Here is a 14,780-nt window from a genome sequence, read left to right as displayed (position 1 = left end):
CAACCGCCTAGTGCTAGGAAGGCGCAGGGGAACAATAGTATCCCTGACCAACCTACGAATACGAAGCGATCGCGCTTGAGCCAGTCGTCTAAAACGTCAAACCACCCTCTACTGGGGGCACGTCCAACTGCGATGGTCATTAGAGCAAATCTCCAAATGTTTATAAGTACAGGTTGTATCTGTATTATAGATGGCGATATAAAAGCCTTCCATAAGCAGAAAGTTAACCGGGTTGTTAACCAAGTTTACAATTTTTTACACACCTTTAATCATATTAGCTGTAAATCGTTAATTTTTCTAGTGGTTTTGTAATAAAAATTTATTTTTAATTCAGATGAGGTGAGAGCAGGGAGCAGGGAGCAGGGAGCAGGGAGCAGGGGAGATAGACATGAATTGAGATTCGCTCCCACCTGTTGTTGCGTTAGCTTCCCGCTCTTTACGATAACTACACTCACTTATTGAAGTGGGGGATTCAGACCCATTCCCCTTTCATTCCACGACAGTTCTTGAGAGGGTCATTTCCCCCTGCCCCCCGCCCCTCTGCCTCTTATGCCCATTTCCCTAGAATCAGTCACCTGACGCTAAAATGAGTCCACAGTTAAATTTGATTATTGCTAAATGTTTACCATCGATTTAAGCATCAGAAACACTGCTTTCCCTATCTCAGTACAACGTAAGTCAGCAGAGGATGCTGAGGCTGTCTATCAGCTAATTTTGGCAGCAATACGTTCTGGGAACCCTGACATTGTGGAACTAAAGTGCGAGGGTAAGACAGAGAAAAAAATTGCTGTCCGCGCTAGTGAAATTTCTGGAGTGCAGATTGTTCAGAAAGATGGTACAACCCCTGGTGGTGGTAGACCACCTGGCTTTTTCGCTGTAGCTGCTGAGTAACCAAGGTCGACAAATGGCTCAAGTGGGCATTGAGGTCAAAGATTTAAATTTCAGTTGGCCTAATGGAGAGAAAGTTATCAAATCTTGCTCTTTAGAAGTACCCAAGGGTGAGTTTTGGATGCTCTTGGGTACAAATGGCAGCGGGAAATCAACGTTATTGAGACTGCTGGCGGGGTTATTAGCTCCTGAATCTGGCGAAATTCGAGTTTTGCACCCCGTTGGCTTTGTCTTCCAAAATCCCGATCATCAACTGGTGATGCCAACGGTTGGTGCTGATGTGGCTTTTGGATTGGTGGAAGAAAAGTTACCACCTGCTGCTACTAGAGCAAGGGTTGAGGAGGCGCTAGGGGCGGTAAATTTGCTTACCCTCCTACGACGGCCTATCTATGCACTCTCTGGGGGACAGAAACAGCGAGTCGCGATCGCCGGTGCGATCGCCCGTCGCTGTGAAGTCTTATTATTAGATGAACCCACTGCCTTACTAGATCCAGATAGCCAGTTGGATTTAGTTGCTGGTGTGCGCCGCCTTGTCAAAAGTCGAGGTATTACAGCGCTTTGGGTGACACATCGATTAGACGAGTTAAATTACTGTGATGGCGCTTTCTTGCTCGAAAAAGGCTCTCTGGTAGATAGAGGTGAAGCCCAACGCCTCAAACAACGACTGATGGAGGTACACAGCGAAGCCTCTTAATTTTAGTGCTCAGTCCTAAGTGCTGAGTCCTGAGTGAAATAAAAAGTACTTAGGACTTTTACACCCAGTATATGCTCCTGCCTTTATTGGGTGGCATTTTAATTTGGTATTCTTCATTGCCACCACTCCTGAGAAAGAATTGCAACGCGCCTTTTAAACAAAGGCGCGTTTTCAGTTTGAGTTTTGTGAGGCTGCCGTATTTTTTATTCTGTGTAGCATAGTGTTACAGACTATGCATCAATTATTATAAAACTTATGAATGAATTTTGTTAACTCTAGAAAATTGTGATTAAAAACCATGCCCCGTTCCATACTCCAAGCCGTTTTGTTAGTGGACGGCTACAATATCATAGGCGCTTGGCCTTGCCTTAAAAAAACGCGTGATAGCGTTGGATTAGAGGCAGCACGGGGCGAACTTGTAGAAGCGATGACTGGTTATAGTGCGTTTCAAGGTTATACAACTCAGATAGTTTTTGATGCTCAATATCAAAATTGCTCTAGTAATAAAGAAATTATTACTGAGCTTTTGTCTGTTTATTACACTGATTTTGGGCAAACAGCAGATACTTATATTGAAAAATCCTGCGCTTCTTTTCGCCACCAAATAGCTCAATCTTTGATTTCTCGTGTGATTGTTGCTACATCAGATCGGGCACAGCAGTTGATGATACAAGGGTATGGGGCTGAATGGTTATCGGCACAGCAACTCTGTGGTGAAGTGGAAGCTACTGTCTGCCGGATGCGACAAAAGTATCATACGCGCAAACAATCTAAGAGTAGGTTTTTAGCTAATGCCATTGATGCTAAAGCGCGGCAGCGTCTGGCTGAATTACGAATGGGATTACAGTAAATATTTAGTATCTAAGAGTCTCTGCTTAAGTTCCTGAATGGATTTTGGCTGCAAAAAGTATTTAAATTAAGCATATAAAAAAATATTAGCGAAAGTACTTGCCAAATACTATTTTTAGCTCTAAGATTATAAATCGTGGGTGGTCCTCAGTAGCTCAGTGGTAGAGCGATCGACTGTTAATCGATTGGTCGCTGGTTCGAATCCAGCCTGGGGAGTTTATCAATTTTGGATTTTCAATTTTGGATTCTAGACTATCCATCAGAGATTTATGGTCGCTTGACTCGACTGTAACTTTTCTGAATCATGGGTCTTTTGGTGCTTGTCCTAAACAAGTACTGGAGTTTCAACAACGTTTGCGTAGACGCAAAGCGGCTTGTCGTTAGACATCGCAGCTCGAACATCAACCCTTACGCTTTTTTGGTAGAGAGTGGGAACCCCTGCTAGACAATGCCAGAAGTAAGCTGGCTGCGTTTGTGGGTGCTGATGTCCGGGATTTGGTATTTGTCCCCAATGCAACGACTGGTGTTAACTCGGTGTTAAGGTCGCTGACGTTTTCACTAGAGGACGAAATACTTACAACCAACCACGAATATAATGCTTGCCGCAATGCACTTGATTTTATTGCCAGTCGCACTGGTGCGCGGGTGGTGGTGGCAAAAGTTCCTTTCCCTATTGACTCGCCAGAGCAAGTAGTGGCAGCAGTAATTGAGCGAGTTTCACCAAAAACACGATTAGTACTTTTGGATCATGTTACCAGCCAGACAGGGTTAATCTTCCCGATTCAAGAGTTGGCGAAGGAGTTGCAACAACGGGGTGTAGATACATTGGTCGATGGTGCTCATGCGCCTGGAATGATTTCTCTCGATTTGCGAGAAATTGGCGTAACTTATTACGCTGGGAATTGTCATAAATGGCTGTGTGCGCCAAAAGGGGCAGCTTTTTTATATGTACGGCGAGATAAACAGTCAGAAATTCGTCCTCTGACAATTAGCCACGGGACAAATTCGCCACGCACTGATAAAACTCGCTTTCAGTTGGAATTTGACTGGACAGGTACAGACGATCCTACAGCTTATATGTGTGTACCGGAAGCGATCGCTTTTATGGGTTCGTTGCTACCTGGTGGGTGGACAGAATGGAGACAGCAAAATCATCAGCTAGTGTTGCAGGGAAGACGGCTACTTTGTGAAGCGCTGGAAGTGCAGCCGCCTTGTCCAGAGGAGATGATTGGTTCAATGGCGGTTGTGCCAATGCCTACGACTTTGGAAAACCGCGATTTCATGTCTATACATGATGAGTTGTTTGATAAGTTTGGTATTCAAGTGCAGGTGATGCCGTGGCAGGAAAAACCTCGCCTATTGGTAAGGATTTCGGCACAGATTTACAATACTTTTGAGCAGTATGAGTATTTGGCAAAGGTGTTAAAGGGATTGTGCTGTTAATTTAGTTTAGGAAACTGGCGATCGCATCAAGGGTATGTTTTGCACTTGTAGCAGCAAACATTGGCCCATTTGCCAAATAAATATTTTTTTTAGATACCACGTTTGTTTAAAGCATAGGCGCAGCATCAAGCCAGAGGCTTATCGTCGCCGTGGTTAGATATGATTGAGTTGTGGTTGTGTACCCCCACAAATCCAGAACTTTGAAAAGAATTTACAGAATATAAGTTCACTCGAACCAAGCATAAGTGCTGAAGTCCCTGCATCCGATATTATGCTTCAGATGATTTCTGGCTTTTGGGTATCACGGGCAATCCACGCTGCTGCTAAACTTGGTATTGCTGACTACCTCGTTGATGTGGGAGGAGGTCAGGGCAGTTTGGTGACTAGCATTCTTAAAGCTTATCCGACTGTTAAAGGCATTATCTTTGATATACCAACAGTGATGGAAGAAGCAAAATCTTGCCTGCAAGCACAAGGTTTTGCAGACCGCTAGTAGTGTCGGGGAACTTCTTTGAGTCAGTAACAGCAGGTGGTGATGCTTACCTTCTCAAGCACATCATTCATGACTGGGATGAGGAAAAAGCGATCGCTATTCTCAAAAACTGTCATCAAGCAATGTCACAGCATGGTACACTCCCAATACGGTTCGGATAAGCAGGGGAGGCAGGGGAGGCAGGGGAGGCAGGGGAGGCAGGGGAGGCAAGAGAGTTATTATTAAGCAATTTCTCTTCCCCTGCTTCTCTTCTCCCCCTGCTCCCCCTGCTCGCCTCAACAGATAACTTTGTTAACCGAACCGTATTGGGTACACTCCTGCTGTTTGAGACAGTAATTCCTCCTGGGAATGTATCTTCTTTTAGCAAGTTGTTTGACCTCAATATGCTAGTTATGACTGGTGGACGCGAACGCACAGAGGAGGAATATCAAGTACTACTGCTTCATGCTGGCTTCCAACTTACCCAAGTTATTCCAACCTCGTCACCAATTAGCGTTATTGAGGCGGTAAAAATTTAAAGGATTGGCTGAATATTTAGCTCAACAAATTATCGAAGCTGCACGGTGATTACCCCGCAAAGTAGACTTGCCTAATCCAGATGCCGATAAATTAGCTGAAGATCCATGTTTCGCCCTACCAACTTGGTTAACAGAAATAGAACGCAGCAACCAGCAGATAGTGATGTCTACAACGAGCTACGCCTACGCAATTTACTTAGGCGTTTAATTCACGGGAAAACTCTCACACAGCAAGACAAAAGTGTTATCCGCAAACTAACGCGAAGAGAAATCTTGACTACAGAAAGCAATTCTTTTCAAGTGCCTTTGGTGCAAAAGTATATAGAACAGTTGCTAGAAGAATAAGCGTAATTCCTAATTCGTAATTACCGCTTGTTAATTTGTGCCGATCGCGGTATTTGTTACAAACACTACGATTTTCGTTACAAAGAATACGTTTTCATTACCAACGCTACGATTTTCATTACCAACACTACGATTTTTGTTACAAACAATCTGATTTTTGTTACAAACACAATAATTTCGTTACAAACAATCTGATTTTCGTTACAAACAATACGTTTTTATTACCAACGCTACGATTTTCGTTACTAACATCACGATTTTGTGCTGTAGTAGCTTGCTAAATTCAACTTAACTATGAAATATCACAGACAGTAGAGGCAGGAACGCCAACAGAAAGCCATGCCACGATTGTAATTGAGCTTCTGGGGTTGGTTCTGGTGGTGCTAATAGAGCTTCTACTCTTTGTTCCAAACGATCTGCACCAGAGGAACCTAATGCAGCACAGCAAATTTCCGATAAGACGGGGCCGCTACTAACTACTAATAAAAGTGATTCCGCTAGCACCAGAGGGTCTACCTGCAAGGCTGCATAACCGTCAGCACGGAGTTCGCGCAAAGCTAACAATTCTTCCCACAAAGGCTCTGTATTCGGCAACCATGCAGTGCAAGAACGCACCCAACCCAGCCAGAAAAACCAGAACGTATCCCTATAATAGTGATGCCCTTGCTCATGGGCTAAGACGCTTTCTAAATGAGCGGGTGAGAGAGTTTGCACTAATCCTTGGCTAACCACTAGTTCTGGTTGCCAAAAACCGATTTGACCTGCAAACAACGCGCCTGTTTGCAGCAGTCTGGCTCGTCTATCGCCAACATTCACTAAAGGACAGTTACGGGCAGATTCTACAGACTGCCAACCCTGGAAGGCAAGTTTAAGACATGAAATGGCAAAAAATGCTAAATAAATTAATACTAGTAAATAGCTAATTAAGCCTGTATACATTCCGCCCATTTGTCCTTGAGGCCCCATCAACAGCACAGCGATCGCAGTCATGAAAATTAGCAAGGGCGGGAAGAGAAACAAAAATAGCGATCGCTGCCACCGCACATTCCAATTACCTTGGCGTTGATTCCAAGCGGATCTTAACCACCAAGCAACTGCCAAAGCATTCAAAATCATTATCAGATGCATCATTTTTCCTCCCTGGCTTGGCGTGCAGATTGAATACGTTTGGCGATCGCAGCTATTTGCTCACTAGCGGCTTCATCCAGACTATCAGCAAAGGCAGCGACAACATCGGGGTTTCCCACCGCTAGAAATCGCTGTAACTGCTCGTGAGCTTTGATGACATCTGATTGCTGCTTACTTAGCATTGGCCGCCAATAGAATGCCCGCTCTTTCTTATCGCAGGCCAGCCAACCTTTATCAGTGAGACGACGTAAAACTGTGGTTACAGAAGTATATGCTAATTCGCGGTTGGGATCAGTCAGAATGCGATCGTGTACATCCTTGACTGTGGCTGAACCAAGTTCCCAGATGATATTTAAAATTTCCGCTTCCAACGGGCCTAAAGACAGTTGTTTAGGGCGGTAGTCGGGTAAAGGTGCCATAGCAATTTCAATGGGGAGTAGGGAGTGGGGAATGGAGAGTAGGGAATGAGTAGACCTATTGCAAAAAGCAATTTTGCAATAGGGGGGAAAAGGGTAAAGGTTAAAAGGAGAGCGGACAATACAGAACCTTTTCCCCTTTTCCCGACTTATGCAAGAAGTCCAGTGTATATCCGTCCCTCAACGCTGTAACTTTAAAGGTGTAATTTTTCTCCGTTTAAAAGAGAAGGTCTGCTCTTGTTTTAGATTACAAGATAGTGCAGCAAGTCTGAAAGTCTAAAAGCATAAAAATGGTCTTTTTGAGTATTTAATTAAGGATTGAAAAGAGGCACAAGGGCAGGGTGCTGCTCTTGCAGAGGGAAAACTTTTCTCCCTTGCTCCCTTGTTTCTTCCCCACTCCTTGTACAGACGCAATTAATGGCCTATCTCCCATCTATGTATTGAATGAGATACATTTTGTATTTTGATGGTAAAAAAGACTTTGAGATTAATTGTAATTATAGTTAGTGACACCAACTAGGTAGAATGTTATTTGCGGCAGTAGTATTAAAACAGGTGTATCCAGCCCGTGAAGTTATTCGTATACCACACTCCTGAATTGACTCCAACGGATAAAGCGCCAGAATGTGCGATCGCAGTCGATGTCTTGCGAGCCACTAGCACAATAGCGACTGTGTTGGCGGCTGGAGGCGAAGCTGTACAAGTATTCAGCGATTTAGATCAGTTAATTGAAGTTAGCGAAAAATGGCCCTCTGAAAAACGTCTGCGGGCTGGAGAACGCGGCGGCGCGAAAGTAGCTGGCTTTGAGTTAGGTAACTCTCCCCTCGACTGCACACCAGAAGTAGTACAGGGGCGGCGTTTGTTTATCAGTACCACAAATGGCACTCGTGCCTTACAACGGGTACAAGACTCTCCAAGTGTACTAGCAGCAGCCTTGATTAACCGGGCGGCAGTGGTGCAATATGTCTTAGATAAACAACCAGAGACAGTGTGGATTGTCGGTTCCGGTTGGGAAGGCAGTTATTCTTTAGAGGATACAGTTTGTGCAGGCGCGATCGCTCATAGTCTTGTACAACAAACCAAGTTGTCACAAGAGGAATTAGCTGGTAATGATGAAGTAATAAGTGCGATCGCTCTTTACTCTCAGTGGCAAGATAACTTATTGGGATTACTTCACCAAGCTAGTCATGGACAAAGATTGTTGCGTCTTGATTGTCTAGATGATTTAAAGTATTGTTCCCAAACTGATATTTTAGATGTTTTGCCCATACAACATGAAACGGGAGTATTAAAAAGTCAAAAGAAATAAGGACTGGGGACTAGGGAGACGAGGGGGACAAGGAAAAGAACCATGCCCAATACCCAATGCCCTATGCCCCATTCCCAATTTTAAAATCTGCAAGCATTTGTCGAAGTCTTTGTCGCCAATGGGGTGGATAAGTGCCTATAATTGCTGAAATTTTTCTACAAGCAAGAACAGAGTAAGCAGGGCGACGCGCTGGTGTTGGATATTCGGCAGTTGTAATGGGAACAATACTTTTAACTTTCAAAGGGAAGCCTAGCTGTTGTGCCTCTTCAAAAATGGCGATTGCAAAATCATACCAGCTAGCAACGCCGCTATTAGTGTAGTGATAAGTACCGCTAATTTCTGGAGTTAGCTGGGGAATTGTCTGGGCTATAACTGCGGCTATATCTTGCGCCCAAGTTGGGCTACCAATTTGATCGGCGACAACACGGAGTTCTTGGCGTTCTGCACCTAATCGCAGCATGGTTTTGACAAAGTTACTTTTGCCAAAGGTTCCATAAACCCAAGCAGTACGGAGGATGAGGTGATGGGCGCAAGTTTCCCGAATAGCTTCTTCTCCAGCGAGTTTAGTTTTACCATAGACACTCAATGGATTAGTCGTGTCGGTTTCCTGGTAAGGGCTACAGCCATTGCCATCAAAAACATAATCGGTCGAAATATGAATGAGAAAAGCTCCTAATTTTTGGCTTTCTTGGGCAATAATTAGGGGGGCAGTCGCATTAATAGCGATCGCAAGTTCGGATTCACTTTCTGCTTTGTCTACAGCAGTGTAAGCAGCAGCATTAATGATGACTTGCGGCTGTTTTGATCTGATCAGGTTGCGGAGGGTATCGGGTTGGGCAAGGTCTACTGTTGGGCGTGCTACTGAGATAACATTGCCGTATGATGGGAGGATTTGTTGCAGTTCCTTACCCACTTGACCATTGCTACCAATCAGCAGAATTGATTTACTCATTCTGATTAATTATGGAACTTACTTCAATTTGAAAGTAGTTAATCAAATATTTCAGCAGTTTTCAAAGGTTTACCTGCTTGGTCTTTAGCTGATAAAATCGGTGGCGCACTCAGAGGCCAATCTATCGCCAAATCTGGATCGTTCCATAGAATTGTGCGATCGCCTTGGGGTGCGTAGTAATCTGTAGCTTTGTAGAGAACTTCTGCTATTTCTGAAAGCACGAGGAAGCCATGAGCAAAGCCTGGTGGTATCCACAGTAAGCGTTTGTTCTCAGCACTGAGTTCATAACCCGCCCACTTCCCGAAAGTAGTCGAACCTTTTCTAATATCTACGGCTACGTCAAAGATAGTGCCAACAATAGCTCGGACAAGTTTACCTTGGGGTTGTTGGATTTGGTAGTGCAATCCCCGCAGGACGTTTTGTTTGGAGCAAGAGTGGTTATCTTGAACGAAGTTAGTAACAATACCAGTCTCTTGGGCAAATTTTCGGTCGTTGTAGGCTTCAAAAAAGAACCCGCGATCGTCTGCAAATACTTGGGGTTCAAGTTGTATAACTTCGGGAATTTTGGTGTGTAGAATGCTCATTAATATTATTAGTAGGATGTGCCGCAGTGTTCTGATTGTTAAATGAACTTATAGCAATTCCCACTTAAATGCGGTACAACATTATATCGCTAGGTGTAAGGGCACGGCAGTGCCGTGCCCCTACGGTGTACTTCACGTAAACGAGAACCGTCGCTATAGCATTTATATTTTACAGGCACTGTGTTCAACCTTTGACAATGGCTCATCCTGTTTTTAAGAAGTAAATCACGTTAGTTCAATTTGACAGTCATCGCCAATCATAAATCGCAAGGCTTTGGGACGACGGGGTGCAAGAATCAATTGTGCTCGTTGTCCAATGACACTATCAATAATTCGCTGATGAATTCCGGCGATTTTAGCACCTTCTAAAATCACACTGTGTTCTAAATCGGTATCAATGAGTGTCACATTATTAGCAATGCTACTATAAGGGCCAATAAAGCAGTTTTCTAAATGACAATTGCTACCGATGGCTACTGGCCCCCGAATTGTGCAGTTAATTACTTTAGATTTAGCACCAATTTGGACTCGTCCACTAATCTGACTTTGAGCATCAACTTCGCCGATAACTGATGCCATTGAATAAGTGTCGAGAATTAATCGGTTAGCTTCTAATAAGTCATCTTTCTTACCAGTATCTAACCACCAACCTTTGAGGTTGTATGCTAAAACTTGCTTTTCTTGATTAATGAGGTATTGAATGGCATCAGTTATTTCCAGTTCGCCTCTATTGGAGGGTCGGATATTTGCGATCGCATCATAAATCAGGTGAGAAAAGAAATAAACCCCTACCAATGCCAGATTTGAAGGAGGAACTTTGGGTTTTTCAATCAACTGTAATACCCGTCCTGTTTCATCGACCTCAGCCACACCAAAAGCGCTAGGATTAGCAACTGAACGTAAGAGAATCAGAGCATCTGGCTGTTGTTGGCTAAATTGTTGCAGAAAGTAACGTAACTCACCTAGTTGAATCAGGTTATCACCCAAGTACATGACAAAAGGAGAATCTCCTAAAAAGGGACGAGCAACTTGGACAGCGTGAGCAAGTCCGAGTGGCTTATCTTGTACGATATAGGTGATGTTTGCTCCAAAATATTCTCCATTTCCGGTTTTTCCTTGGACTTCTGCCCCAGTTTCCGGGCTGATGATGATGCCAATATCAGTAATACCAGCAGCGACCATTTCTTCAATGCCATACCATAAAACAGGTTTATTAGCAACGGGTACGAGTTGTTTTGCTCCGCTATAAGTGAGGGGACGTAGACGTGTACCTTTCCCGCCAGAGAGAATTAGTGCTTTCATAAGGATTTTGGATTAATTAGTCATTAGTCAAGATAATCTGAAACCTGGACAAAATCCCAAATCCTGGCATCTAATTTCTGACGTTAGTTTATCTTTTATATGTAAGGGGATAAAACTTCGACGGTTGCTTTTCCTGTTTTTTCCCAACTAAATTGTTGAGAGTGAGCGATACCCTGAGTAGAAAGGCGCGATCGCAATTCTGAATCAGTAGCAATAGCGTACATAGCCTCTGTAATTTCTCCGGTGTTGTAGGGATTAATCAAAATCGCCGCATCGCCAGCAACCTCTGGTAGGGAAGAGAGATTGGAAGTAATGACGGGAGTACCACAAGCCATCGCTTCAAGAACGGGTAAACCAAAACCTTCCCAGAGACTGGGGAAAACGAGAGCGATCGCTTGATTGATGATTTTTGGCAATTCGCTATAGGGTACATAGTCTAGAAACTTTACCTGATTAGTTACACCCAATTCTGCAACTTGCACTTTTAAAGTCGGGGTGTAACGCGAATCAATTGGCCCTACTAACCATAGTTCATAGTCTTTGCAGTTAGGTAACGCCGCAAAAGCACTGATAAGTCGCTGGATGTTTTTGTATGGGTCTTGGCGGCCAATGTAGAGAAAGTAGTTGCTGGTGGGGAGGTTGAGATGATGGAAGTGAGTGCGATCGTGCGCTAAAGGAATCGCAGTAATTTTGCTAGCGGGAATTTGGTAAAAGTCGATAATATCCTTGGCTGTAGCTTGGGAGTTACAGATGATATGCTGCGATCGCTTAAGTACTTCAGGAACGTAGTAACGATGATACGGAGTCAACGGTGAGAAACGTTTAGGAAAACGCAACGGTATTGAGTCATGATACATTACAACAAAACGACAGTTGGTATAAAGGGGTGCTTCTGGGAGTGGAGAAAATAACAACTGAGATTTTAGCTGTTTATAAATTTCCGGAAGTTTAAATTGCGTCCAAACAAGTCGGTCAAAATGCCCCTTTGTACCTTGAGCAGGACTCAGATTGTCTGAAACTGGATAGCAATTAAATTCAGGATAATTTTGAGCGCTGAGTAAAGTAGGATTAAGGGATTTTAAATAAGGGAAAAGATTTTTAGCATAGTTGCTTATGCCTGTTGGTTGAGAGAAAAGAATCGATAAGTTAATAATTAACTGATTAGAGTCTGCATTATTGACTATTTTCATTAAATAAGTTTTCTATAAGCTTTTAATGTTTCTTTAGCTGTTTTTTCCCAAGAAAATAATTGCGATCTTTCTTTACCTTTATTAACTAATGTTTGGCGTAAATGAGAATCACTAATTACTTTTATAATAGCTTCAGCTAGTTGAATAGGGTCTTTGGGATCAATTAATATAGCTGCATCTCCTGTAACTTCTGGAATTGAGGAAGTATTGGAACTGATCACAGGAGCACCTAGCGTCATTGCTTCTAACACAGGAAGACCAAAACCTTCATAATAAGATGGGTAAACGAAAACATCAGCTTTTGAGTAAAATAATGCGACTAATTCATTAGATAAATAATCAAGATGATGAATTTGGTTTGCCCAAGGGGAATTTTCAATAGCGGTAAATATTGGTTCGTAATTCCATCCTTTTTTACCAATCAATATTAGTTGATGTTCAATTTTGTACTTTTCTTTTAAAAAATTAAAAGCTGTAATTATAGTATTAATATTTTTTCTTGGCTCTATTGTGCTGACAAAAAGTAGATATGGTTTGGAAAAATCATAATTAGCTTGCTTTTCTAGGCTTTGGGCAATTTCCTCAGACAAGTAATTAAAATAGTAGCGACTAGCTAAAGGTGTGACATAAACTTTTTTGGGGTCTACTTTCAAATATTCAATAATATCTTTTTTAGAGCTTTCTGAAATTGTTAAAACTAAATCTGTCCACTGTAAACATCGCTTTACCCTTTTTGTATATGTTTTTACGACTGAATCTGTATAGTTAGGATATTTAATAAAAGTTAGATCGTATATATTCATTACCTTTAAACTATTTTGACAGGGATAAACTGAGTAATTTGTACCATGTAATATATCCGGAGAACCAAAATATTTTTCCAAGTAAGATAAACTAGGTTTAAAAGCTAAAGCTAATAATAAATCTGAGACTCTTACAGGTAAAGGCAAGAGATACTGTTGAGAAGAATTTTTAAAGCATTCAGGAAAAATGAAGTCACCCCGAAGCCAATTTTTTAACCCTGGTTGATAAACTACTCCTAACTGAAAATTTTCCTCTTTTTGTAATACATCAAGAGCGCATATCAAATTAGCAATATAAAAGCCAACCCCACTAGGTTTTAAATCCACTGGGGTGGCATCAACTACAACTTTTAGCATTAGAATATTTAAGCTCCGCCGTTGCTCAATTTTTTTAGATCATAATCAACCATTAACTCAACCAATTGCTCAAAAGAATGCTGAGGCTGCCAACCTAGCTCCATCTTAATTTTATTAATGGAACCAACTAACTGCACAGGTTCATCAGAGCGATAAAAAGCAGGGTCAACTGAGACATAATCTTGCCAGTTTAGACCAACGCTGTTAAAAGCACACTCAACGAGTTCTCTGACAGAGTGAGTTTCACCACTAGCAATGATATAGTCATCAGGTTGTGCTTGCTGCAACATCAACCACATAGCGTAAACAGCATCCTTGGCATAGCACCAATCACGACGGGCATCTAGATTGCCTAATTTTAGTTCATTTGCCAAACCTAGTTTAATTTGGGCAGCTGCGTGCGTGATTTTGCGAAATACAAATTCTGTCCCACGTCGAGGCGATTCGTGAGTATAAGTAATACCGCAGCAGTTGTAAAGGTTGTATTTCTGCCGATAGTTGACAGTCATCCAATGAGCGTATGCTTTGGCAACACCGTAAGGGTTGCGCGGACGAAAGGCGGTGCGTTCAGTTTGAGGCGATTCATCAGGTTGACCAAAAACTTCACTACTGGATGCTTGATAGAATCTGGCATCTGGTTTGCAGCGACGAATAGATTCTAAGAGACGGGAGACACCAAGAGCTGTATATTCAGCAGTGAGAGCAGGTTGTGTCCAAGACAGAGGAACGTAGCTTTGAGAGGCGAGATTATAAATCTCGTCAGGTTGAGCTTCTGTAATCACATCCATTAATGATGACTGATCTAAAAGATCACCAGAAAGGATTTGGATATCGCCAGAAAGGTGATTGACGCGCTCAAGATTACTGGAACTTGAGCGGCGGACTAAGCCGAAGACTTGATAGCCTTTGGTTAATAGTAGTTCAGCAAGATAAGAGCCATCTTGTCCAGTTAAGCCGGTAATTAGAGCTTTTTTAGTCATATAAGCCTATTTTTAAAAAACTAAAGTTTAAAAGGTTCTTCAGTACTTATACCAAACTATAAGTTAAACTCCAAAACTTTGTTTTAAAATAAAGCATAAAATACTCAATAGTAAAATAGGCTAAATATTAAGATAGTAATTTTGTCTTTTTATTGTTTTATTTTTGCCAAACTACTAAAATAACTCCACCTACAATAAAACTCAAACCTACCAGACGGGTTAAGGGAATTGTTTCCCTGAAAATAAAGTAACCTAAAATGACTGAAAAAACATAAACTAAAGAAATAGATGGAGCAGCAATACTTAAATTAACTCTGGTGAGAAGGAGAATATATGCAATAGCACCTAAACCATAACAACTTAATCCAGTTAATAATTCCGGTGTAGTACCGATACTGATAATATTATTCAGGGCATTAGCTGAATTGACTTTTACCAATTTCAATGCCCCCAATTTTAAGAAAAATTGCCCGCCTACACTTGTAGCAACAGACATTAGCAGTAAAGCAAATTCTTGTAGGTTCATGCC

Annotated in this window: 17 protein-coding genes, 1 tRNA gene and 2 pseudogenes; 10 read left to right on the top strand and 10 right to left on the bottom strand. The window is 42.2% G+C overall.

From position 1 onward, the window contains the following. Positions 1 to 140, bottom strand: a pseudogene (locus H6G97_RS27385) (photosystem II D2 protein (photosystem q(a) protein)); the annotation flags it as partial. Positions 141 to 618: 478 nt separating this feature from the next. On the opposite strand from H6G97_RS27385, the gene H6G97_RS27380 reads away from it, so the two are divergent. The 9 genes and pseudogenes from H6G97_RS27380 to H6G97_RS27340 all read left to right on the top strand — a co-directional run bounded on the left by H6G97_RS27380 (position 619) and on the right by H6G97_RS27340 (position 5,230). Beyond that, positions 619 to 891 (top strand): UPF0367 protein family, encoded by a 273-nt coding sequence (locus H6G97_RS27380; RefSeq protein ID WP_012410874.1) that lies wholly within the window; start codon positions 619 to 621, stop codon positions 889 to 891. Positions 892 to 904: 13 nt separating this feature from the next. Continuing rightward, positions 905 to 1,582, top strand: coding sequence for an ABC transporter ATP-binding protein (locus tag H6G97_RS27375; protein WP_190898839.1), 678 nt, complete (start codon positions 905 to 907; stop codon positions 1,580 to 1,582). A 298-nt stretch (positions 1,583 to 1,880) separates the two neighbouring features. Then, the gene (locus H6G97_RS27370; RefSeq protein ID WP_190943720.1) at positions 1,881 to 2,432 is read left to right on the top strand and encodes an NYN domain-containing protein; all 552 of its coding nucleotides are present in this window, start codon (positions 1,881 to 1,883) and stop codon (positions 2,430 to 2,432) included. A gap of 143 nt (positions 2,433 to 2,575) precedes the next feature. Then, positions 2,576 to 2,647 (top strand) — tRNA-Asn (locus H6G97_RS27365). A gap of 3 nt (positions 2,648 to 2,650) precedes the next feature. Then, positions 2,651 to 3,874 (top strand): annotated as a pseudogene (locus tag H6G97_RS27360) (aminotransferase class V-fold PLP-dependent enzyme). Positions 3,875 to 4,145: 271 nt separating this feature from the next. Continuing rightward, positions 4,146 to 4,367, top strand: coding sequence for a methyltransferase (locus H6G97_RS27355; protein ID WP_190943719.1), 222 nt, complete (start codon positions 4,146 to 4,148; stop codon positions 4,365 to 4,367). A gap of 2 nt (positions 4,368 to 4,369) precedes the next feature. Next, positions 4,370 to 4,528 carry a methyltransferase gene (locus tag H6G97_RS27350; protein ID WP_190943718.1) on the top strand — a complete coding sequence of 53 codons (159 nt, stop codon included), beginning with the start codon at positions 4,370 to 4,372 and terminating at the stop codon, positions 4,526 to 4,528. A gap of 144 nt (positions 4,529 to 4,672) precedes the next feature. Further along, positions 4,673 to 4,885 carry a methyltransferase gene (locus tag H6G97_RS27345; RefSeq protein WP_242055279.1) on the top strand — a complete coding sequence of 71 codons (213 nt, stop codon included), beginning with the start codon at positions 4,673 to 4,675 and terminating at the stop codon, positions 4,883 to 4,885. A 105-nt stretch (positions 4,886 to 4,990) separates the two neighbouring features. Beyond that, positions 4,991 to 5,230, top strand: coding sequence for a hypothetical protein (locus tag H6G97_RS27340; RefSeq protein ID WP_190943724.1), 240 nt, complete (start codon positions 4,991 to 4,993; stop codon positions 5,228 to 5,230). Positions 5,231 to 5,518: 288 nt separating this feature from the next. Here H6G97_RS27340 and H6G97_RS27335 read toward each other — a convergent pair whose 3' ends face one another. Next, positions 5,519 to 6,358 carry a M56 family metallopeptidase gene (locus tag H6G97_RS27335; RefSeq protein ID WP_190943722.1) on the bottom strand — a complete coding sequence of 280 codons (840 nt, stop codon included), beginning with the start codon at positions 6,356 to 6,358 and terminating at the stop codon, positions 5,519 to 5,521. Next, positions 6,358 to 6,777 carry a BlaI/MecI/CopY family transcriptional regulator gene (locus H6G97_RS27330; protein WP_094329782.1) on the bottom strand — a complete coding sequence of 140 codons (420 nt, stop codon included), beginning with the start codon at positions 6,775 to 6,777 and terminating at the stop codon, positions 6,358 to 6,360. The genes H6G97_RS27335 and H6G97_RS27330 overlap by 1 nt, the downstream gene beginning before the upstream one ends. A 565-nt stretch (positions 6,778 to 7,342) precedes the next feature. On the opposite strand from H6G97_RS27330, the gene H6G97_RS27325 reads away from it, so the two are divergent. Then, on the top strand, positions 7,343 to 8,083 hold the full coding sequence (locus H6G97_RS27325) for a 2-phosphosulfolactate phosphatase family protein (protein ID WP_190943717.1): 741 nt from the start codon (positions 7,343 to 7,345) through the stop codon (positions 8,081 to 8,083). Positions 8,084 to 8,144: 61 nt separating this feature from the next. On the opposite strand, the gene rfbD is transcribed toward H6G97_RS27325, so the two are convergent. The 7 genes from rfbD to H6G97_RS27290 form a co-directional block, all read right to left on the bottom strand. Then, complete coding sequence (gene rfbD, locus H6G97_RS27320) at positions 8,145 to 9,035, bottom strand: dTDP-4-dehydrorhamnose reductase (RefSeq protein WP_190943716.1); 891 nt, start codon at positions 9,033 to 9,035, stop codon at positions 8,145 to 8,147. A gap of 38 nt (positions 9,036 to 9,073) precedes the next feature. After that, positions 9,074 to 9,619: a dTDP-4-dehydrorhamnose 3,5-epimerase gene (gene rfbC, locus H6G97_RS27315; RefSeq protein ID WP_190943715.1), complete on the bottom strand. Its 546-nt coding sequence runs from the start codon at positions 9,617 to 9,619 to the stop codon at positions 9,074 to 9,076. Positions 9,620 to 9,844: 225 nt separating this feature from the next. Then, complete coding sequence (locus H6G97_RS27310) at positions 9,845 to 10,921, bottom strand: glucose-1-phosphate thymidylyltransferase (protein WP_190943714.1); 1,077 nt, start codon at positions 10,919 to 10,921, stop codon at positions 9,845 to 9,847. A 95-nt stretch (positions 10,922 to 11,016) separates the two neighbouring features. Beyond that, on the bottom strand, positions 11,017 to 12,111 hold the full coding sequence (locus tag H6G97_RS27305; RefSeq protein ID WP_190943713.1) for a glycosyltransferase family 4 protein: 1,095 nt from the start codon (positions 12,109 to 12,111) through the stop codon (positions 11,017 to 11,019). Further along, positions 12,111 to 13,271, bottom strand: coding sequence for a glycosyltransferase family 4 protein (locus H6G97_RS27300; RefSeq protein WP_190943712.1), 1,161 nt, complete (start codon positions 13,269 to 13,271; stop codon positions 12,111 to 12,113). The genes H6G97_RS27305 and H6G97_RS27300 overlap by 1 nt, the downstream gene beginning before the upstream one ends. 8 nt (positions 13,272 to 13,279) lie before the next feature. Then, entirely contained in the window at positions 13,280 to 14,251 is a 972-nt protein-coding gene (locus tag H6G97_RS27295) for a GDP-mannose 4,6-dehydratase (protein ID WP_190943711.1), read from the bottom strand. A 157-nt stretch (positions 14,252 to 14,408) separates the two neighbouring features. Beyond that, entirely contained in the window at positions 14,409 to 14,777 is a 369-nt protein-coding gene (locus H6G97_RS27290) for an EamA family transporter (protein ID WP_190943710.1), read from the bottom strand. Positions 14,778 to 14,780: the final 3 nt, after the last annotated feature.

This window comes from Nostoc flagelliforme FACHB-838, assembly GCF_014698065.1.
Taxonomy (GTDB): Bacteria; Cyanobacteriota; Cyanobacteriia; order Cyanobacteriales; family Nostocaceae; genus Nostoc; species Nostoc flagelliforme_B.
This window is presented reverse-complemented; position numbering and strand designations above follow the sequence as displayed.